The following is a 19,480-nucleotide window of genomic DNA, read 5'->3' on the forward strand; positions in this document are numbered from 1 at the left end:
TCTATGCCGGTGCCGCAAGAAAAGAAAGGGCACGGAAGATGGGTCTGGCGCTGGGTCGCTGAAACGCGCGCGGCCAAGCGGCGCCCGCTGCCCCCTGTTGACCGTCGCGCATGGAGGCGGCAAGGACCGTCGGGACGGTGCCTGTCCGCCAATAGGGGGGCAGGCTAAGAGGGAAGCCGGTGTGACGCCGGCGCTGTGCCCGCAACTGTATGCCGGGAATTCCGGGCCAAGACGTCACTGGACGCAGCATTGCGCCGGGAAGACGGCCCAGGGGTATCGATCGGCAAGTCAGGAAACCTGCCGTCGCGTCGTTCATCCGGGGCCGGGTCAGCCCGTCGGGGTCGGAAACAGCCGTTTCCAGCGTAGCGACAGATATTGGCCGCCACTTGGCGCCGTCGGGGTGTGGGTCCGGCAGAATTGCCGATCCATTCTCGCGCGGCGGGCCCTGCTGTCACTTGCCAGCGCGCGACCCAGGCCCGCGCGCCGGTTCATGCGGAACCGTTCATGCAACCTCTCCAGTATCTGTTTCCGTCAGGCACCGCGGCAAGGATTTTGCTGTAGCGTCGATGAAAGCCTTGCTGACCCTTCTGATTCTATCTGCGCTGGCGGCGTGCGGGGCGGAGACGCCTGTGCCAGAGGCCCAGGCGGACCACCGGCCGCGGCGCATCGTCAGCCTGGATTATTGCGCCGACCAATATGTCCTGAAATTCGCCGATCGCCAGGATATCCTCGCGCTGTCGCCCTATGCGCGTGAAAGCTTTTCCTACATGCGGGAGCAGGCGGTCGGCCTCAGGAGCGTGCAGCCGCATGCCGAAAACATTCTGGCCCTGCGACCTGATCTTGTCGTCCGCTCCTTTGGCGGCGGGCCGAACATGGCGGCGTTTCTGGAACAGGCCGGGGTATCCGTCGTGCAACTGGGCTATCCGGCGTCCCTCGCCGATGTCCGCGAAGAGGTGACGCGCCTGTCGGCAGCGTTGGGAAATGCGCAGGCGGGGCGCGAAGTCGTCCAGCATATGGACGAACGGCTCGCCCGCATTGGCCCTGACGCGCGCGCCCGCACCGCGCTTTATCTGACGCCCTCGGGTGTCACGACCGGGCCGGATACCCTGGTCAACGAGATGATCGAGGCGGCGGGTTTCCGCAATTTCCAGCGCCGCAAGGGCTGGAATCCCCTTCCGTTGGAGCGGCTTGCCTATCGGCGGCCCGATATCATCGCGGCCGCCTCCTTTGGCGAGGGGGCGAACAAGGTCGATAATTGGAGTGCGGCGCGCCATCCGATCGCCCGGGCGCAGCTGCGTGACAGGCCGGTGGTTTCCATGTCCGGCGCGTGGACGTCGTGCGGCGGCTGGTTTTTGCTGGACGCGGTAGAGGCGCTCGCCAAGACGCCTGCGGCTGCCATGGCCGATGCCGGTCCTGCAGCCGGGCGCGGGCGCGGGGGCGGGTCGTGAACATGCGCGCGCTGGTGATCCTGACGCTGTGCTGGCTGGCAGCGACGATGGCGGCGCTCATGCTTGGGTCTGTCCCCATCGATGCCGGGCGCATCCTTGCGGCCGCCCTCGGTTTCGGTAGTGCGGGCGACCAGATCGTCATCTGGCAAATCCGCCTGCCGCGTACCCTCGCCGCGTCGCTCGTGGGCGCGGCGCTGGGGATGAGCGGGGCCGCGCTGCAGGGACTGTTGCGAAATCCGCTGGCGGAACCGGGCGTGCTTGGTGTTTCCGCCAGTGCCGCGCTCGCCGCGACGACGGCGCTCTATTTTGGTCTGACCGCCGCCGGTCCGCTCGTCCTGCCGCTGGCGGCGATCGCGGGCGCACTGGCGGCGACCTTCATCGTGGCTGCCGCTGCGCTACGGACGCGGTCGGTGGTAACGCTGATCCTGATTGGCGTTGGCTTGTCCAGCTTTTCCGCCGCGCTGATGGCGCTGCTGATGAATTTCGCGCCCAACCCCTTTTCGCTCGCGGATATGGTGAATTGGATGTTGGGTACCGTCGCCAATCGCAGTCTGAACGACCTGTTGATGTCGGCGCCCTTTCTGATCGTGGGGGTAATGATGTTGATGGCCAGCCGCTCCGGGCTTGCCGCGCTCAGCCTGGGTGAAGAGGCGGCGCAGGGGCTTGGCCTGAACCTGGGACGGCAGCGGCTGATCGTCATTCTGGGCGCTGGACTCGCCACGGGCGGCGCGGTCGCGCTGGCCGGCACGATCGGATTTGTCGGCATTGTCGCGCCGCATCTGGTGCGCCCCTTCGTGCGCTACGACCCGGCCAAGCTATTGATGCCGTCGGCCATTCTGGCGGCCACCATGCTGGTTCTGGCGGATATCGCCGTGCGTCTGCTGCCGACCGATGCAGAACTGAAGCTTGGTGTTCTCGCTTCGCTGGTCGGGGCACCCATTTTCATCTGGATCGCTGCGCGTCGCCGGGGCGGGTCATGACGATGCTGCAGGCTGACCGGCTGTGCTATCGCGCTGGCGATCTGCCGCTGGTGGAGGACGCAAGCTTTTCCCTGCCGTCGGGCGGGCTAACCATGCTGATCGGGCCGAATGGGTCCGGGAAAAGCACGCTGCTGCGACTTACGATGGGATTGTTGCGCGCTGACAGCGGGCATGCGCGCCTTCAGGGGAACGATGTTTCACGGCTGACTCCGGCCGAGCGCGCCCGCCGCGTCGCCTATCTTCCCCAGGATCGCAGCTTGGCATGGCCGCAACCCGTGCAGGACATTGTCGCGCTGGGCCGCTTTGCCCATGGTGGCGCGCCGGGCCGGTTGACGGGGGCGGATCGCGGCGCCGTCGCCTCGGCAATCAGCGATTGCGGTCTGACTGGTTTCGAACGCCGCGCCGTCGACACGCTGTCGGGGGGCGAGCTGGCACGCGTGCACATGGCGCGTGCGATTGCCGCGCAGACGCCGTTGTTGATTGCGGACGAACCCATTGCGGCGCTCGACCCGCGTTATCAGCACGAGGTGATGCAGTTGTTCGCCCGATTGTCCGGTGCGGGACGGACGGTGCTGGCCGTTGTCCATGATCTCAATCTGGCGGCCTTATATGCCGACCGCCTGATCTGGATGCGTGATGGCAGGATCGTGGCCGATGGTCCCCCGATGCAGACATTGACAGAGGAGCGGCTGCGCGAGGTATTCCGGGTGGAAGGAACCGTTCGCACAGCGGGAAAGACCGTGCAGGTCGACATTTCAGGGATTTCGTCCTGAAAAAAAATACGGCGAACCGGCTTTCTTGTTCTAGCCGGTCCGCCGCAGTTACGCGCAGCACGGGGGTGCTGCGGCGGGGGGTTAGGTTAGGCGACGGCGAGCCGGCTTATGCGTTCGCCGGTGTCATTATTGGCCGCCTCGATATGAATTGGCTGACCATTGATGTTCCGCCGCTTGATGACATCGGCGATCAGTTCGGCACAGCTATGATCGCAGAAGCTGAGCTTCGACATATCCAGCCTTACCGGACGGTCCGCAGGCAGGGAATCCAGCGCCTGAGTCAGGCGGTCTACCCTGAGAGCGGTCGCCTTGCCGGACAGGCTGATTTCCTCCTGGCCGTTGCGCGCCTCCCGGTTGGTGACCAGGCCGCCCCGCATGTGCGGAATGATCTCCAGAAGGGAGAGCGCCAGTCCAACCAAGACGCCCGTCAGCAGATCGACGGTCACAACCGTGATCATCGTCGCTGCCCAGATGGCGGCGGGCAAGGCGCCATGGCGACGGAAGAGGTTCTTCACATCCTCGATCTTCACCAGCTTTGCACCGACGACGACCAGAATACCGGCCAGTGATGCGGTCGGAACATAGGCAAGCACGGATGGGAAGATGGCAACGAACGCCAGGATCCAGATGCCGTGCAGAACCGCCGACCAGCGGGAAACAGCGCCGGCCAGCACATTGGTGGAGCTGCGTACGATAACGCCTGTCATCGGAAGTGCACCGACAAGGCCGCACAGCAAATTACCGAGACCCTGGGAACCCAGTTCCTTGTTGAAACGGGTCTGCACGCGCGACTGCATGCGGTCGACCGCAGCAGCTGACAATAATGTTTCCGCACTTGCGATGAATGCGATTGCGATCGCCGAAATCACGATCGACACATCCGCCAGCATCGCAAAATCGGACGGCACGGGAAGGGTCAGGCCCGCAAGGATATTGTCCGGAACGACGATGCGGTTGACGTTCAGTCCCAGAAACGCCGTAAGTGCCACGCCTGCCAGAACGCCCATCAGGGGGCCTGGCAGCAGGTTGACGGACTTCGGCTTCCACCGGTCCCATGCCAGCATCGCCACAATGGTTGTGATGCCGACGGCCAGCGCAGCCTCTGTTCCGCCCGGCGTCGCGAGCGTCAGGTCAAAGAACGCGCCCGGTATGGCGGCAAGATTGGCAAGACCAGATGCCTCAGGCGACTGGTCCATCAGCACGTGCAACTGGCCCGCGAGGATAAGGACGCCAATGCCCGCAAGCATGCCATGTACGACGGCGGGGGAGACGCCGCGGAACCAGGTTCCCAGCTTCAGAAAGCCCGCGAGCAGCTGCAATATGCCGGCCAGCACCATAATCGGCACCAGCGATTCGAGGCCGTGGCGCTGCACGATGTCGAACACGATGACGGCAAGGCCAGCGGCGGGGCCGCTGACCTGCAGCGGCGAACCCGCAGCAAGACCGACGACGATGCCGCCGATGATACCCGTGATCAGGCCCAGTTCTGCCGGGACCCCCGAGGCGATCGCGATGCCCATGCAAAGCGGCATCGCGACAAGGAACACGACGAAGGATGCGGCTATGTCCCGCATTGGCTTCGGCATGGCAAAGGAATGCGGATCGGCTGTCATGGGGCCTTCGGTTGTCATGCGGCCTCTCCGGCGAGCTCGACCTGACGGCCATGATCGGCAACCGGAGTGCGATCCGTCCAGTCTGTCGTGAAGTGCCCGGTGCCACCGTCAAGGGCGCTAATGCTGCCGGTCTCGATGTCAAAAACCCAGCCATGCAGGCGCAGCTTGCCCTGCGCGAGTGCCGATGCGACGGACGGGTGGCTCTTCAGGTGAGTCAGCTGAATACTGACATTTTCCTCGATCAGCGTGCGTAGACGCTCTTCGTCGCTCATCCCGCCGCAGCAGGCCTCTACGGTGACGTTGGCCGCCTCCGCATGAGACAGCCACGCGGCGACGCTCGGCATTTGTGCCAGGGCATCGGGATTGCTGAACGCCTTCATGGCGCCACAGTCGGAATGGCCGCAGACGACGACGTCGGTCACGCCCAGGGCGACGACGGCATATTCGATTGCTGAAGAGACGCCGCCATTTCGCTGCTGCCATGGCGGTACGATGTTACCGGCATTGCGGCACACGAACAATTCGCCGGGTTCAGACTGCGTGATCAGTTCCGGTACCACACGCGAATCGGCGCAGCTGATCATCAGCGTCTTCGGGCTTTGGCCGTGGCGCGCAAGGTTCTGAAAGCGTTCGCTCTTCTCGGGGAAGATGTTACCTTTGAACCGGCTGACGCCGCCGATGAGCATCTCCATGTGCGTATCTCCATCTGCAGGTCGGGCAGGGGGCGCCCGTTGCCGTACAGATGACAGCCCCATGTTGCCGCGACCGCAGCCGGAGTGTTACAAACTGTTTCAATGCCGCTGCAGCGACACGTTCATTTGCAGATCGGCAGCTTCAGACTGGCAAGCAGCCCCCCATTTGGGCGATTGCGCAGCAACAGCTCTCCGCCGTGTTTCTTGACTGCGCCCTCCGCGATGCTGAGGCCCAGGCCAAAACCATGATGCTCGCCGCTGCGGGCGGAATCTTCACGCACGAAGGGCTGGCGCACGCGCTCCAGCGCATCCTCCGCCAGGCCGGGTCCCTTGTCTTCGACATCGACGAACAGCCGGTCATGCGCGATACGCGCTGAAACGGCCGCGCTGCCGCCATATTTCACTGCGTTGTCGACCAGGTTCGTGACGGCGCGCTTCAAGGCGCTGTAATAGATCGGCGCGACCAGCTTTTGCGGACCCGCATAATGTGCCGTCCCGCCAAGATCGCGGACTTCCTCCACAATCGTTTCCAGCAGGCTGACCACGTCAGTGACGACAGGGGCCTCCTCCGACTCATTGCCGTTCAGATAATCCAGCAACCCCTCCAGCATATGATTCATTTCGGCGATGTCGCGACGGGCAGCGTCCCGTTCGGCGGGGTCGGTAATATCGCGCAGCCGCAGGTTTAGCCGCGCAAGCGGCGTGCGAAGATCGTGACCGACCGCCGCCAGGGCCGTGGTGCGCTCTGCGATCAGGGCTTCGATCCGCGCCTGCATATCGTTGAGCGCGCGGGCGACGCGCCGCAGCTCCCTGGGGCCGCGTTCTTCGAAATGGACGCGGCCACTGGTGCCGATCAGGCGCGCATTGCGGGCAAGGCGACGCAGCGGCGCCCCCATCGTTCCGACCAACAGCGCCGCGACCAGCAACACGACCGCAGCGACCAGACCCACCGAAAGCAAGGTACTGAGGATCGCCGCCCAGCCCCACAGCGGCTCCATGGTTCGAAAATAGATCCACGGCCCACTGGGCACTTTCAGCGCGCCCTCCAGCACGCGGGTGATCCGCAGTTGCGGACCCGTTCGCACGCCCAGGGCAATTTCGTACCCCGACAGTGCCGGTTCCCACCTTGTGATTTCGGCGCGCACCTCGCCCACCAGTGGGTGGTCGGTGTCGACCAGTTGGGGGCGATCCGTCCGCAGGGAGAACACCAGGTGCCGCGTCGACAGATCGCTGACCAGGCGGGCTCTTTGCGTGGGCGGGGCAGCCTCTATGATGCGTTCTGCGACCAGCAATTGCTCCGCGATCCTGCGCGCCAGATCCTCCTGCTGAATGTGCCGCTCGCCCAGTCCGACAAGATAGCCGCCAATGGCGAACTGAACGAAGATCGCCGCCAGCAGCAGCAAGGTGACCCGGCTGGTAAATCCCGTCGGCCACAAGCGGATGGTCGCCATCAGCGGCTGACTTCGGCCGTGAACAGATAGCCGATGCCATGCACTGTCTTGATCAGGTCGCGGCCGCCGTCATGGCTGCCCAGCTTTCGCCGCAGGCGGCTGATCAGAACGTCGACGCTGCGATCGCTGCCGTCGCCCGCGGCCAGCCGCCCGCGTGAATGTTCCAGCAGCAGCTCGCGGCCGACGACGCGGTGCGGCATGTCCACCAGCACGGCAAGAAGGTCGAATTCGGCGCTGGAGACCGATACGCGGCTGCCATCAGGGGCGTGTAATTCGCGGCGCCGGCAGTCCATCGTCCAGCCTTCGAAATGCAGCAGCCCCGACATTTCGGGCTCGTCCGACGGCCGTGCCTCGGCGCGGCGCAGGACTGCCCGGACCCGGGCGGTCAGCTCCTGCGGGTCCACAGGCTTTGGCAGATAATCGTCCGCGCCCAGCTCCAGTCCGACGATGCGGTCAGTATTCTGTCCGCGTGCGCTCATGAAGATGATCGGCACGTCGCTGCGCGCGCGCAGCCAGCGGCAAATATCAAAGCCATTGCTGCCCGGTAGCATGACATCCAGGATGACGAGGTCGAATGACAGATCGTCAAGTGCGGTGCGAAACTCCGCCCCTGAACGATAGGCATCGACGGCGAATCCGTTCTCCCGCAACGTTCTGGACAAAAGCACGCGCAGGGCCCCGTCATCTTCTACAACCGCAATGCGGCGGGACCTCGAACTGAATTCCATCGATATAAGCCTCTATGATGACCACCGCATAAATTTTCGGCGGTACGGCGTCGAGCCTTTCTTGATAGTGGCGCTGACGCTTCCTCCCCCGTTCAAGACACGGATGCATGCGTCCACTCCGGACCTTGCGGGCGCTGTCGCTAGTAGGCGGAGCGCGTACCTTCCGACTACCCCGCCCCTGCAGATATACGACGGCGATTGCGCAATTCGGGGAGCGTTGTTAGAGGCGCCCTTGTCGGTCCGCATTGCGGGTCGGCGCATCGCACCGGTAACGGGAACGCAGTGCGCCTGGGCTTTTTCCGGGCAATTCTGCGGCTGACCCTGCAACTGTAAGCGGCGAGCACGGCATGCAGACGGACCGGCAACGATCCGTAGTCACTGGGTGATTTGGCCAAGGCCGAACATCTGGGAAGGCGCATGCCGGGTGACGACCCGTGAGCCAGGAGACCGACCGGCGCGTGTCGCTCTTGCCGGGTCCATGGGATTGGCCAGGCGCGAAATCGATTTCGTCTGAGCGACGAACGTGCGGCTGGAGCCGCATCGTCTGCTCAGGCGGTCGCCCACGCGTCCGGCCGCCAAAGGCAGTCGACCGTTCGCGCGGACGCTCCGGCCTGGTCGCTCGACGCCAGGAAGTTATTTTTTGTGAAGTCCACTTATCTTTATACGACCGCTGTTTTTGCGGCCTGTTTCCTTGCGCCTGCTGCGGCGCAAACCAACCTTTCCGCCCAGAGCCCAGTCGCCGGCACGGAGATCGTCGTCACCGGCACCCGCGCCAGCCAGCCGATCCAGGTCGATCAATATGGCAGCGCCATCACCGTTCTCGACACAGAGGCGCTGGAGCAGCGCCAGACCCGCGCCATCTCCGATGTTCTGCGGGACGTGCCCGGCGTCGCGGTCAGCCGCATTGCCGGACAGACTCAGGTGCGCCTGCGTGGCAGCGAGGCAAACCAGGTTCTGGTACTGGTCGACGGCATTGAAGTGTCCGACCCCTATTCGGGCGAGTTCGATTTCGGCACGCTGGTCGCCGATGAGGCGGCGCGCGTCGAAATCATCCGCGGCCAGCAAAGCGCCATCTATGGCTCCGATGCGATTGGCGGCGTCATTCAATATGTCACGCTGACCGGGCGCGAGGCGCCGGGCTACAGCGCGCGCGTAGAGGGTGGCTCCTTCGGCACGCTGAACGCTGCGGCACGCGCGGCGGGCGTTTCGGGCGACGTCGATTATGCCTTTTCCGGGACGATCAACACCACCGACGGCACCAGCAATGCCCGCGCCGGTGGCCGCGACCTGTCGAACGATACGGGCGCTGCCTCCTTCAAGGGGACGTGGACGCCCTCGGCGAACGCGCGGATCGTCGCGGTCGGCAGATATTCGCGCACGGCCGCGGAATTCAACGATACTGATAATGACCCGACCAGCCCCAGCTTTGGCCTGATCGTCGATTCCCCCGGCACCCGCCTGCGGAACGAGGCGCTTTATGGCCTGGTGCGCGGCGAAGTCGACCTGCTGGATCGCCGCTGGAGTCATGCGTTGACGGCCCAGGTCGCGGATACGACGCGCGATGGCTTCAACGCCGCCGGTCGCAGCTATGGCAATGTCGGCACCCGGCTGAAGGGGTCCTATGAAACATCGCTGCGCCTTGGCGATGCGGCGGTCAGTCATGTGCTGACGGGGGCGGCCGATGTGGAGCGGGAACGTTTTCGCAATACCGATCCCGCCGGCTTCGCCTTCACCGGCGCGCGCCGGAACGACAATCTGGGCCTCGTCGGTCAGTATGAACTCGGCCTTGGCGATTACGCGTCCTTTGGCGCGTCGGTGCGCTATGACGATAATGAACGGTTCGACGACACCACCACATATCGTGTGCAGGGCAGCTATCGCTTTGACAGCGGCACACGCCTGCGCGCGGCGGCGGGTTCTGGCGTAAAGAACCCCGGCTTCTACGAATTGTTCGGCTATAATGACGGCCGGTTCATCGGCAATGAAGACCTGCAGCCCGAGAAATCGGAGGGGTGGGAAGTCGGCCTGGAGCAGGCGTTCGGCGACAGGGCGGTGGTCCTGGGCGCGACCTATTTCGAGAGCGAGCTGAAGGACGAGATCTTCACCGATTACCCGGCGCCCGACTTCATTGCGACGCCCGCCAATAGCGACGCCACGTCGAAGCGGCGCGGCGTCGAGGCCTATGCCAACGCGCAATTGGGACAGGCCTGGCGGATCGACGCGGCCTATACCTATCTGCGCGCGCGCGAAGCCGGTCTGGAGGAGGTGCGCCGCCCCTCCCACATCGCCAGCCTGGCGGTAAACTGGCAGGCACCGGGCGACCGCCTGAGCCTGACAGGTGTGGCGCGCTACAATGGTGAGACAGATGATCTTGCCTATACCGATCCGTCTTACGTGCCGGTGCGTGCGCGGCTGGACGATTATGTGCTCGTCAACCTCAACGCCGACTTCAGACTGACCGACCGGGTGTCGCTGTTCGGCCGCGTCGAAAATCTGTTCGATGAAAATTACGAGGATGTTTTCAGCTTCACCAATCCCGGCATCGCGGCCTTCGCCGGCCTGCGCGCGAAACTATAATGTGGAAGGACAGCAAGATGAGGGATGATCACATGACGCGGGCGCAGGGAGAGGCGGTCGCCTGGCCCCTGACCCTTGCGGCGGCGGCCCTGCTCGGTACCGTCATAATCGCCTGCATGATGCCGTTTGTCGCGATTGCCACCGTTGCGGCGGCGACAATGTCGCGGGCGCAGGCCGTGACGGCGGTAATCGGCGTGTGGGCGGTCAATCAGGTTTTGGGTTTCGGAGCGCTCGGCTATCCCCTGACCGCACATGCCCTGATGTGGGGTATCGCCCTGTGTGCGGCGAGCATTGCGGCGCTCTTCGTAACACGGCGGGTGATCGGCGGTGCCGCGCCGAGCGTGCTGCGGCTGGCCAGCGCCTTTGCCGCTGCTTTCATCGTCTATGAGGGGCTGCTTTTTGCCCTTTCCCTTGTGGAGGGCGGAGGGTCTGAAATGTTCACCCCGCAGGTCGTTCTCAGCATCCTTCTGAATGATGCGGTGTGGCTGGCCGTTCTGACGGCGATGCATGCCGGTCTGCTGCGTTTGGCCCCGCAGGTCTTCGGACCAGCCCCTGCGCTCAGGCTGCGCTGATGGCTACGTCGCCGCGCGTCGTGTCGCTTCTGCCCAGTGCCACGGAGATTGCCGTGGCACTGGGTTTGGGCGATCAGCTTTTGGGGCGGTCGCACGAATGCGACTTCCCGCCGTTCGTGCAGGCCTTGCCGGTGCTTACGTCGACGAAGCTGGAAAAGGGGCTGACCTCGCTGGAAATCGATCGGCGGGTCCAGGAAATCGTGCGGCAGGGGCTATCGGTCTATGCCGTCGATGCGGAACGGCTGCGCGCGCTGCGGCCCGACGTGATCCTGACCCAGTCGCAATGCGCGGTCTGCGCGGTCACGCCAGCCGATCTGGAGGAGTCACTGGCAGCATGGGTCGGTACCGCGCCCACCATGATATCTCTGGCGCCGGATGATTTGAACGACGTCTGGGGCGATTTCCACCGCGTTGGCGAAGCCGTCGGTGCGCGCGACAAGGCGGAGCGGGCGGTTGACGCCCTGCGACTGCGCCTTGCCGATTTGCGGGTGCGCACGGCGGCCCGTGGGACGCGCCCGACGGTCGCCGCTATCGAATGGATCGAGCCCTTGATGGCCGCAGGGAACTGGGTTCCCGAACTTATCGAGATTGCAGGCGGCGATCCGCTGTTCGCGCAGGCCGGGCAGCATTCGCCCTGGCTGGAGTGGGATGCGCTGGTCGCTGCCGATCCGGATGTCATCGTGATGATGCCCTGCGGCTATCAGCTTCCGCAGACATTGGCCGACCTTGCGTCACTCGTTGAGCGTCCGGGCTGGCGTGATCTTTCCGCCGTACGGTCGGGGCGCGTGTTTGTCGCCGACGGTCACCACTTCTTCAATCGACCGGGGCCGCGGCTGGTGGAATCGGCACAAATCATCGCCGATTGTATCGACGCGGATGGGAAAACCGAGGGGAAAGGCTGGCTGGCGCCGCCGCGCGTTTGAAATGGTCCGTGCAGGCCGGTCAGGCCTGCACGGCCTGCCTTCAGACGATTGACTGGCCCGTCTTGGCCCAGTCCGCGGTGAAGGCCGCCAGCCCCTTGTCTGTCAGATGGTGGCTGGCCAGTGATTTCAGGACCTTTGCGGGGGCGGTGACGACATCCGCGCCGATCTTTGCCGATTCCAGAATGTGTATCGGGTGCCGCACGCTGGCGACCAGAATTTCCGTCGCGAAATCGTAATTGTCGTAAATCATGCGGATATCGGAAATCAGGTTCATGCCGTCATAACCGACATCGTCATGGCGACCGACGAAGGGGGAAACGAACGCAGCGCCCGCCTTCGCCGCCAGCAGGGCCTGGTTCGCGGAAAAGCAAAGCGTAACGTTGACCGGTGTGCCGTTCCCCGCCAGCGCCTTGCAGCTTTTCAGCCCGTCCAGTGTCAGCGGCACCTTGATGGTGATATTATCGCCCAGGGTCAGCAGCTTTTCTGCTTCGCGCATCTGGGTGGCGTGGTCTCCTGCGACGACTTCGGCAGAGACCGGCCCCTCGATCATCCCGGCGATTTCCTTGATCACCTCAAGAAAATTCCGGCCCGATTTATGAATCAGGCTGGGGTTCGTGGTGACGCCATCGCAGAGTCCTAGATCGGATAATTCGCGGATTTCGGGGATGTCTGCGGTGTCGACAAAAAATTTCATGGCGGGTTTCCGAATCGGGGGGTGGGTCTTGGCGTGCCGCTTATCCGTTTGTGGGGTTTAACCCAATAGCGGGGGCGCGACAGGCCAGCATATACGCAGGCAATTGTCCGGTATGATCGTGGCTGCCGTGACAGGAAAGCCTGCCTGCCTATATGGAGGGAATGCCCCCCACCGCCCCTCGCCTTCGCGTGCTGACGCTGAATGCCGCGCTGCCGGTGCTGGATTATCTGCCGCGCGACGGGTGCCCTACTGCGCCCGGCACGATCGTCCGCGTGCCGCTGGGCCCGCGCGAGGTGACGGCTGTCGTCTGGGAAGCGGATCGCCTGCCCAATCAGGAAATCGATGCGGCCAAGCTGCGCAGGATCAACGGCGCGTGGGATGCGCCGCCTGTTCCGGAGCGCCTGCGTCGCCTGATCGAATGGGTGTCGCATTATTATTATTCGTCGCCATCATCGGTCCTGCGGATGGTGATGCCGATGCCGTCCGCGCTGGACGGCGCGCGCACCATGACGGAATACCGCCTGACTGGCGACGTGCCGCCCCGCATGACGCCGCAGCGGGAACAGGCAATGGCCGCACTTGAGGACAGGCAAGGCGCCGTGCGGGAGCTGGCGGCCTGGGCCGAAGTGTCGGAGGGTGTCATTCGCGGCATGGTGAATGGCGGCATGATCGAACCGGTGATCCTGGCCGCGGATCGGCCGCCGCCGCGCCCCGATGCCGATCATGCGCCAGCGACGCTGGCGCCGGAACAGCGCGCCGCCGCCGACCGGATGATGGGGGCTGTGGAGGCGCACGAATTTGCGCCCTTTCTGCTGCACGGCGTAACCGGATCAGGAAAGACCGAAACCTATTTGGAGGCTGTCGCGGCGGCGATCCGCGGCGGCGGCCAGGCGCTGATCCTGCTGCCCGAAATCGCCCTGACCGAACCGCTGATGCGCCGGATAGAGGCACGGTTTGGCGTGCGCCCGGTCGGCTGGCACAGCGATATGAAGATGTCGGAGCGCCGCGCTGCCTGGCGCGCCATCGCGCGCGGAGATGCGCGGCTGACGGTCGGTGCCCGCTCCGCCCTGTTCCTGCCCTATCCGAACCTCCGCTGCCTGGTCGTCGATGAAGCCCATGAACAAAGCTTCAAGCAAGAGGAGGGCGTTCCCTATCACGCCCGCGATGTGGCCGTCATGCGGGCAAAACTGGAAAGCATCCCCGTCATTCTGGCGACCGCCACACCGCCCATCGAGACACAGGTTCAGGCCGAACGCGGCACCTATGAGGAACTCGTTCTCCCCTCTCGCTATGGCGGCGCGTCGATGCCGGATATTTCTGCCATCGATCTGCGCGTTCACCAGCCACCCAGCCAGCATTGGCTGGCCCAGCCACTGCTGGACGCAATGACGGAAACGCTGGAGCGGGGCGAACAAACCCTGCTGTTTCTCAACCGGCGCGGCTATGCGCCGCTGACGCTGTGCCGGCATTGCGGAACGCGTATCGAATGTCCGAACTGTTCCGCCTGGCTGGTGGAGCATCGATTGACGCGGCGATTAATGTGTCACCATTGCGGCCTCAGCGAACCCACCCCCGATACCTGCCCCGAATGCGGGGAGGCGGATACGCTGGTGCCCTGCGGCCCAGGCGTGGAGCGCATTGCGGAGGAGGTCGCCGAACTCTTCCCTGAGGCGCGGGTACTGCTTGCAACATCGGACACGATTGGCAGTCCCGCAAAGGCGCGCGCGCTGGTCGATGCGGTGGAGCGGCGCGAAATCGACATATTGATCGGCACGCAGCTGGTGACGAAGGGCTATCATTTCCCCGACCTAACCCTCGTCGGCGTCGTCGACGCGGATCTTGCGCTGAAGGGCGGCGACCTGCGGGCGGGCGAACGCAGCTTTCAGCAGATCGTGCAGGTCGCCGGGCGCGCCGGGCGCGGTGAAAAGCCGGGGCGCGTTTTCGTCCAGACCCATCAGCCAGAGGCGCATGTCATCGACGCACTGGTGCGCGCCGATGCCGAAGGCTTTTACGCGGCAGAGATAGAGGCGCGCCGGGATGCCGCCATGCCGCCCTTCGGCCGCCTCGCCGCCCTCATCATCTCCGGTCCCGACGAGCAGGAAGTGGCGGCGACCGCGCGCGCGCTGGGGCGTGCGGCACCGCAGGATGTAGAGGATTTCATGGTGCTGGGCCCGGCACCGGCGCCGCTGTCGCTGTTACGCGGGCGTTATCGCCATCGCCTGCTTGCCCATGCCGCCCGCCGTGTCGATCTGGACGCGGTGCTTGGTGGCTGGCTGCCGAAGGTCGACATACCGCGCAATGTCCGCCTGACGGTAGACATCGATCCGTACAGCTTCGTTTAGGTGGACGCTTAGGTGGAGGGGGCGCGCCATCCGGTCTGCCGCTCGATTTCCCGCCATAAAAGGTCGCATGCGCGCAGCGATACAGGACCGGGCTTACCGGTGCCGACCGGTGCGTCGTTCAGCGTCACGATGGGCATCAGCGTGGTACTGGTCGCGCTCAGGAACAGTTCCCGCGCCGACGCCGCCTCCTCCACCGTATAGGCGCGTTCTTCAACCTGGATGCCGTCATCTTCCAGCAACTGCAGCAACCGCCTCCGTCGCACGCCGGGCAGAATGTCGTTGGACAATGGCCGGGTTACGACGGTGCCGTCTGCGGTCACCATCCACGTTGTCGTGGAGGACCCCTCCGTCACCGCGCCGTCGCGGCCGACCATCACCGCTTCGAACGCGCCGCGCTCCTTCGCCTCCTGCTTTGCCAGAACATTGGCAAGCAGTGCCACGGATTTGACCTGACAGCGGGCCCAGCGTTCATCGGCGACGGTGATCGCGCTGACGCCTACCCGCTGTTTCGCCGGCTGGGCGGCGAAATCATAGGGGCGCACGGTCATCGTCAGCCCCGGCACCGCGTCCTTTGGAAAGGCATGCTCGCGCGGGGCGGCTCCGCGCGTGACCTGCAGATAGACAAGGCCGGTGCGAACGCGCGACTTGGCGATCAGTCGTCTTACCGCAATGGTCAGGGCGGCGTCTGACATCGGCGCGGCGATGCGAAGTTCGTCCCGGCTGTGTTTCAGACGTTCCAGCGTCATGGGCCAGTCGAACGCGGTCCCGTCGAAAAAGGCGGAGACTTCATAGACGCCATCGCCGAACAAATAGGCGCGATCGTCGATGGAGACAGTGGCGCGCCGGGCGGGGGTGATGCGACCATTGGTATAGGCGAGACGGGGCAACGTTATTGTCCTTTCGGGCGTTCGGAAACGGCCTACAGCAAGAGCGGGACGGAAGGAAAGCAGCGAACTCATGCCTTCGATCATCTGGTTCCGCGAGGATCTTCGCCTCTCTGATCAAACCGCCGTGCGCGCCGCCGCCGAGGAGGGACCGGTGATCCCTGTCTATGTGCTTGATGATGAAAGTCCGGGAAAATGGCGGACCGGCGCGGCGCAGCGTTGGTGGCTGCATCACAGCCTGAAAAGCTTATCGTCGACCCTGCAGGAAAAGGGGCTGAAGCTGATCCTTTTGCGGGGCGAAGCCAGTGCGAAGATCGCCGCACTGGCAGAGACACTGGGCATCGACCGCGTTCACGCCATCGAACATTATGAGCCCTGGTGGGTCGCGCAGCAGGATAAGCTGGCCGGACGCGTCGACCTGCAGCTGCACCTCGGTCGCCTGCTGGCGGAGCCGGGGACGGTCACGACGAATTCGGGCGAGCCCTACAAGATCTTTACGCCCTTCTGGCGGTCGTTGCAGCAGGTGATGCCGCCGCCGGAGCCGACACGCCGTCCGGCGAACATGCAGGCGCCGGACGCATGGCCGGACAGCGACGCGCTGGACGACTGGAATTTGCTGCCCACCGATCCCGACTGGGCGACCGGCTTCGACGAGTGGACGCCGGGCGAGGAGGGCGCGCTAAGCCGCCTGCACGATTTTGCCGACCGTTTGGCGGACTATCAGGAGGGGCGCAATTTGCCGTCGGAGGATCTGACGAGCCGCCTCAGCCCCCATCTGCACATGGGGGAGGTGTCGCCTGCAAAAGTCTGGCACGTCGTCGCCGCCAATCGACAATGGCAGACGGTGGAAACCTTTTTGTCGGAACTGGCGTGGCGGGACTTTTCCACGCAGGCGATCGTCACCTTTCCAAATTATGGCGACACGCCGGGCCGCGAGCAATTCGACCGGCTGAACTGGACCGACCTGCGCACGGCGGAAGGGAAACAGCATTTGACGGCGTGGCAGCGGGGCCAGACCGGTTATCCCATCGTCGACGCCGGCATGCGACAGCTATGGGCAACGGGCTGGATGCATAATCGCGTCCGCATGATCGTCGCGCAATTTTTGATCAAGCATCTCCTCATCCGCTGGCAGGAGGGGGAGCGCTGGTTCTGGGACTGCCTGGTGGACGCCGATTATGGCAATAACAGCCAGAACTGGCAGTGGAGCGCCGGGTCCGGCATCGACTCCCATCCCTTTCCGCGCATGATGAACCCCAAGACGCAAAGCCCGAAATGGGAGGCCGCCGATTATATCCGGCAATGGGTACCCGAACTTGCCAGTCTGACGGACGACGACATCCACCTTCCCTGGGAAGCCAAGGAGGCGGTGCTGCAAGATGCGGGCATCGAGCTGGGGAAGGATTATCCAGAGCCGATCGTCAGCCACCAGGCCGCGCGTGAACGGGCGCTTGCGGCCTATCGCGAAACGAAAGCCTGATCCGGCCCGCGTTTTCCCCCTAGCCCAGTTTCACGCTGTATCTTTCCGCCCATTGGCGCAGTTTCGGCCGTATCGGCATGCCGGTACGCAGCCAGCCATCCATCGCCTTTGACAAGGCCTCAAGGTCCAGCGACCGCACCATCGCCTTAACCGGGCCGATGCCGGCCGGCGTGATCGACAGCCGCCGGTAGCCGAGGGCGAGCAGCGCCATGGCAGCCACGGGCCGCCCGCCCATTTCACCGCAGACGGTCACCGGCTTCGCCGCATCGTCCGCCGCATCGACGACGCGCTTCATGAATCGCAGCACTGCCGGGCTCAGCCAGTCGAATCGCTCCGCCAATGCGGGATTGGAACGGTCCGCCGCGAACAGGAATTGCACAAGGTCATTCGTCCCGATCGACAGGAAATCGATCTGCGGCAGGAACACGTCCAGCATCTCCGCCAGCGCCGGCACTTCCAGCATCGCGCCGAACTTCAGCTCCGTCGGCAGCTCCTTGCCCCGCGCCATCTGTGCGGCCAGCTGTTCCAGCACGATTGATTTCGCCTCGGCAAATTCCCACGGCTCGGACACCATGGGGAACATGATCCTGAGGGTGCGTCCAGCCGATGCCTCCAGCAGGGCGCGCGCCTGTACCTTCATCAGGCCCTTGCGGCCCAGCGCCAGCCGCAGGGCGCGATACCCCATTGCGGGATTTTCCTCTCGCGCATGGCTGTCGACATAGGGAACGGTCTTGTCGCCGCCAATGTCGACAGTCCGGAACGTGACGGGCTTGTCGCCGGCCGCCTCCAGCACGTCCTGGTAAAGCGAGGTCTGCCGCTCCCGCCGGGGCAGGGTGGCGGATACCAGAAACTGGAATTCGGTGCGGAACAGGCCGATACCGTCGGCACCAGACGCTTCCAGGCTGGGAATATCCGCGCGCAGGCCCGCATTCATGAACAGCTGGATCGGGGTGCCATCCAGCGTCACGGCGGGCTTGTCGCGCAGTTTCGCATATTCCGCCTGCCGCTTGTCACGCAGCGCCACCTGCTCTTCGAACTGTTCGACGACGGTCTCGGGCGGGCGCACGAAGACGACGCCGCGCGTCACGTCCAGCAGCAGCGGATCGCCCTCTGCGATCTGGGCGCGGATATCCTTTACCTGGCCCAGAACGGGAATGCCCATGGCGCGTGCGATGATAATGACATGCGCGGTCAGGCTGCCTTCCTCCAGCACGACGCCCTTCAGAAAGCGGCGGTCATATTCCAGCAGCTCCGCCGGTCCCAGATTTCGTGCGAGCAGGATGGTGTCGCGCCCGATTCCCATCTGCGCCGCCGTGCCCACCTGGCCCGACACGATACGCAGCAACCGATTGCTGAGGTCATCCAGATCGTGCAGCCGCTCGGCAAAGAAGGGGTCGTCGGCCTTGCGAAGCCGTGCGCGCGTTTTTTGCGCCACGCGTTCGATGCCCGCTTCCGCCGTCAGGCCGCTTTCGATCGCTTCCGTGATCCGGCGGCTCCAGCCCTCGTCATAGGCGAACATCTTGTAGGTTTCCAAAATGTCGTCATGATCGCCGGGGGCGGCAAATTCTGCCTTGCCCATCATCCGGTCTATCTGCTCGCGCATTGTCTTGAACGCCTTGACGATGCGCTGTTTTTCACCCTCAATATCATCGGAAACGGTATGTTCGATGACGACGCGCGGCTGGTGGAACACGGCACGGCCCTGGCCGACGCCCTTCACCAGTTTCAGACCCTCCAGGCGCAGCGGACCCTGGTGTGACCGGACGGCGGTCATCGTCGAGGCGTCAATCAGGCCGGCCGCGGAAATCAGTTCCGCCAGCACCATGGCAACCGTTTGCAGCGCCTCGATCTCAATGTCCTGATATTGCCGTGGTTCGACGTGTTGCACGGCCAGAACACCGACGGCGCTCTCCTGACGGATGATCGGCACGCCCGCAAAGGAATGAAACAGATCCTCGCCCGTCTCCGGCTTATAGGCGAAGTCGGGATGTTCCGCCGCTTCGTCGAGGTTCAGCGGCTCCCTGTTCGCCGCGATCTGTCCCACCAGGCCCTCGCCCACGGCCAGGCGCGTGACGTGCACCGCCTCCTGCGCCAGCCCCTTGGTGGCGTATAATTCCAGCACGCCATCGCGCAGCAGATAGATCGAACAGACTTCGCTCGACAGCGACTTGGCGATGATGCGGACGACCTTGTTCAGCTTTGCCTGTGCGCGGGCGCGGCTCGCCATCACTTCATGCAGGCGGCGCAGAATATCCCGTGCCGCCGCACCGGCGGATCGGGGGGTGGCGGGGGGTGTCTGGGTGTCCATGACAGCCGGTGTAGC

At 64.4% G+C, this 19,480-nt stretch carries 15 protein-coding genes and 2 riboswitches; of the genes, 8 read left to right on the forward strand and 7 right to left on the reverse strand.

All coding sequences use genetic code 11. The features are described from left to right. Window positions 1–118: 118 nt before the first annotated feature. Window positions 119–319: riboswitch (cobalamin riboswitch) on the forward strand. Window positions 320–566: 247 nt separating this feature from the next. From ACSMXM_RS11380 to ACSMXM_RS11390, 3 genes are read left to right on the forward strand one after another with little or no spacing between them, the layout of a single operon-like run. Further along, entirely contained in the window at window positions 567–1,448 is an 882-nt protein-coding gene (locus tag ACSMXM_RS11380; RefSeq protein ID WP_460316180.1) for an ABC transporter substrate-binding protein, read from the forward strand. A gap of 2 nt (window positions 1,449–1,450) precedes the next feature. Then, the gene (locus tag ACSMXM_RS11385; RefSeq protein ID WP_460316423.1) at window positions 1,451–2,428 is read left to right on the forward strand and encodes a FecCD family ABC transporter permease; all 978 of its coding nucleotides are present in this window, start codon (window positions 1,451–1,453) and stop codon (window positions 2,426–2,428) included. Beyond that, entirely contained in the window at window positions 2,425–3,201 is a 777-nt protein-coding gene (locus ACSMXM_RS11390; RefSeq protein WP_460316181.1) for an ABC transporter ATP-binding protein, read from the forward strand. Before ACSMXM_RS11385 ends, ACSMXM_RS11390 begins: the two co-directional genes overlap by 4 nt. 86 nt (window positions 3,202–3,287) lie before the next feature. Here ACSMXM_RS11390 and ACSMXM_RS11395 read toward each other — a convergent pair whose 3' ends face one another. From ACSMXM_RS11395 to ACSMXM_RS11410, 4 genes are all read right to left on the reverse strand, one after another. Beyond that, the gene (locus tag ACSMXM_RS11395) at window positions 3,288–4,832 is read right to left on the reverse strand and encodes a SulP family inorganic anion transporter (protein WP_460316182.1); all 1,545 of its coding nucleotides are present in this window, start codon (window positions 4,830–4,832) and stop codon (window positions 3,288–3,290) included. Further along, window positions 4,829–5,506, reverse strand: coding sequence for a carbonic anhydrase (locus ACSMXM_RS11400; RefSeq protein ID WP_460316183.1), 678 nt, complete (start codon window positions 5,504–5,506; stop codon window positions 4,829–4,831). The genes ACSMXM_RS11395 and ACSMXM_RS11400 overlap by 4 nt, the downstream gene beginning before the upstream one ends. A gap of 122 nt (window positions 5,507–5,628) precedes the next feature. Continuing rightward, window positions 5,629–6,957 carry an ATP-binding protein gene (locus tag ACSMXM_RS11405; RefSeq protein ID WP_460316185.1) on the reverse strand — a complete coding sequence of 443 codons (1,329 nt, stop codon included), beginning with the start codon at window positions 6,955–6,957 and terminating at the stop codon, window positions 5,629–5,631. Further along, window positions 6,957–7,685 (reverse strand): response regulator transcription factor, encoded by a 729-nt coding sequence (locus ACSMXM_RS11410; RefSeq protein WP_460316186.1) that lies wholly within the window; start codon window positions 7,683–7,685, stop codon window positions 6,957–6,959. Before ACSMXM_RS11410 ends, ACSMXM_RS11405 begins: the two co-directional genes overlap by 1 nt. Window positions 7,686–7,904: 219 nt before the next feature. Then, a riboswitch (cobalamin riboswitch) is annotated at window positions 7,905–8,155 on the forward strand. Between the two features lie 172 nt (window positions 8,156–8,327). Between ACSMXM_RS11410 and ACSMXM_RS11415 the strand changes: the two genes are divergently transcribed. The 3 genes from ACSMXM_RS11415 to ACSMXM_RS11425 are packed head-to-tail and all read left to right on the forward strand — an operon-like array spanning window position 8,328 to window position 11,757. Further along, window positions 8,328–10,262, forward strand: a complete 1,935-nt coding sequence (locus ACSMXM_RS11415) for a TonB-dependent receptor plug domain-containing protein (RefSeq protein ID WP_460316187.1) — start codon at window positions 8,328–8,330, stop codon at window positions 10,260–10,262. Window positions 10,263–10,279: 17 nt separating this feature from the next. Further along, the gene (locus ACSMXM_RS11420; RefSeq protein WP_460316188.1) at window positions 10,280–10,834 is read left to right on the forward strand and encodes a hypothetical protein; all 555 of its coding nucleotides are present in this window, start codon (window positions 10,280–10,282) and stop codon (window positions 10,832–10,834) included. After that, the gene (locus ACSMXM_RS11425; RefSeq protein ID WP_460316190.1) at window positions 10,834–11,757 is read left to right on the forward strand and encodes a cobalamin-binding protein; all 924 of its coding nucleotides are present in this window, start codon (window positions 10,834–10,836) and stop codon (window positions 11,755–11,757) included. Before ACSMXM_RS11420 ends, ACSMXM_RS11425 begins: the two co-directional genes overlap by 1 nt. Window positions 11,758–11,797: 40 nt before the next feature. Here the strand turns inward: ACSMXM_RS11425 and fsa are convergent, their stop codons facing one another. Further along, on the reverse strand, window positions 11,798–12,451 hold the full coding sequence (gene fsa / locus ACSMXM_RS11430) for a fructose-6-phosphate aldolase (protein ID WP_460316191.1): 654 nt from the start codon (window positions 12,449–12,451) through the stop codon (window positions 11,798–11,800). Window positions 12,452–12,612: 161 nt separating this feature from the next. Here fsa and ACSMXM_RS11435 point away from each other — a divergent pair, with 161 nt between their 5' ends. Then, window positions 12,613–14,793, forward strand: a complete 2,181-nt coding sequence (locus ACSMXM_RS11435) for a primosomal protein N' (RefSeq protein WP_460316425.1) — start codon at window positions 12,613–12,615, stop codon at window positions 14,791–14,793. Window positions 14,794–14,801: 8 nt separating this feature from the next. On the opposite strand, the gene ACSMXM_RS11440 is transcribed toward ACSMXM_RS11435, so the two are convergent. Then, a complete protein-coding gene (locus ACSMXM_RS11440) occupies window positions 14,802–15,680 on the reverse strand; it encodes a D-amino-acid transaminase (protein ID WP_460316192.1) in 879 nt (292 codons plus the stop codon). Window positions 15,681–15,750: 70 nt separating this feature from the next. Here ACSMXM_RS11440 and ACSMXM_RS11445 point away from each other — a divergent pair, with 70 nt between their 5' ends. Continuing rightward, window positions 15,751–17,157, forward strand: a complete 1,407-nt coding sequence (locus tag ACSMXM_RS11445; protein WP_460316194.1) for a cryptochrome/photolyase family protein — start codon at window positions 15,751–15,753, stop codon at window positions 17,155–17,157. Between the two features lie 19 nt (window positions 17,158–17,176). Here the strand turns inward: ACSMXM_RS11445 and ptsP are convergent, their stop codons facing one another. Beyond that, a complete protein-coding gene (gene ptsP / locus ACSMXM_RS11450) occupies window positions 17,177–19,465 on the reverse strand; it encodes a phosphoenolpyruvate--protein phosphotransferase (RefSeq protein ID WP_460316196.1) in 2,289 nt (762 codons plus the stop codon). Window positions 19,466–19,480 lie beyond the last annotated feature (15 nt).

It is taken from the genome of Pacificimonas sp. ICDLI1SI03, from assembly GCF_054740865.1.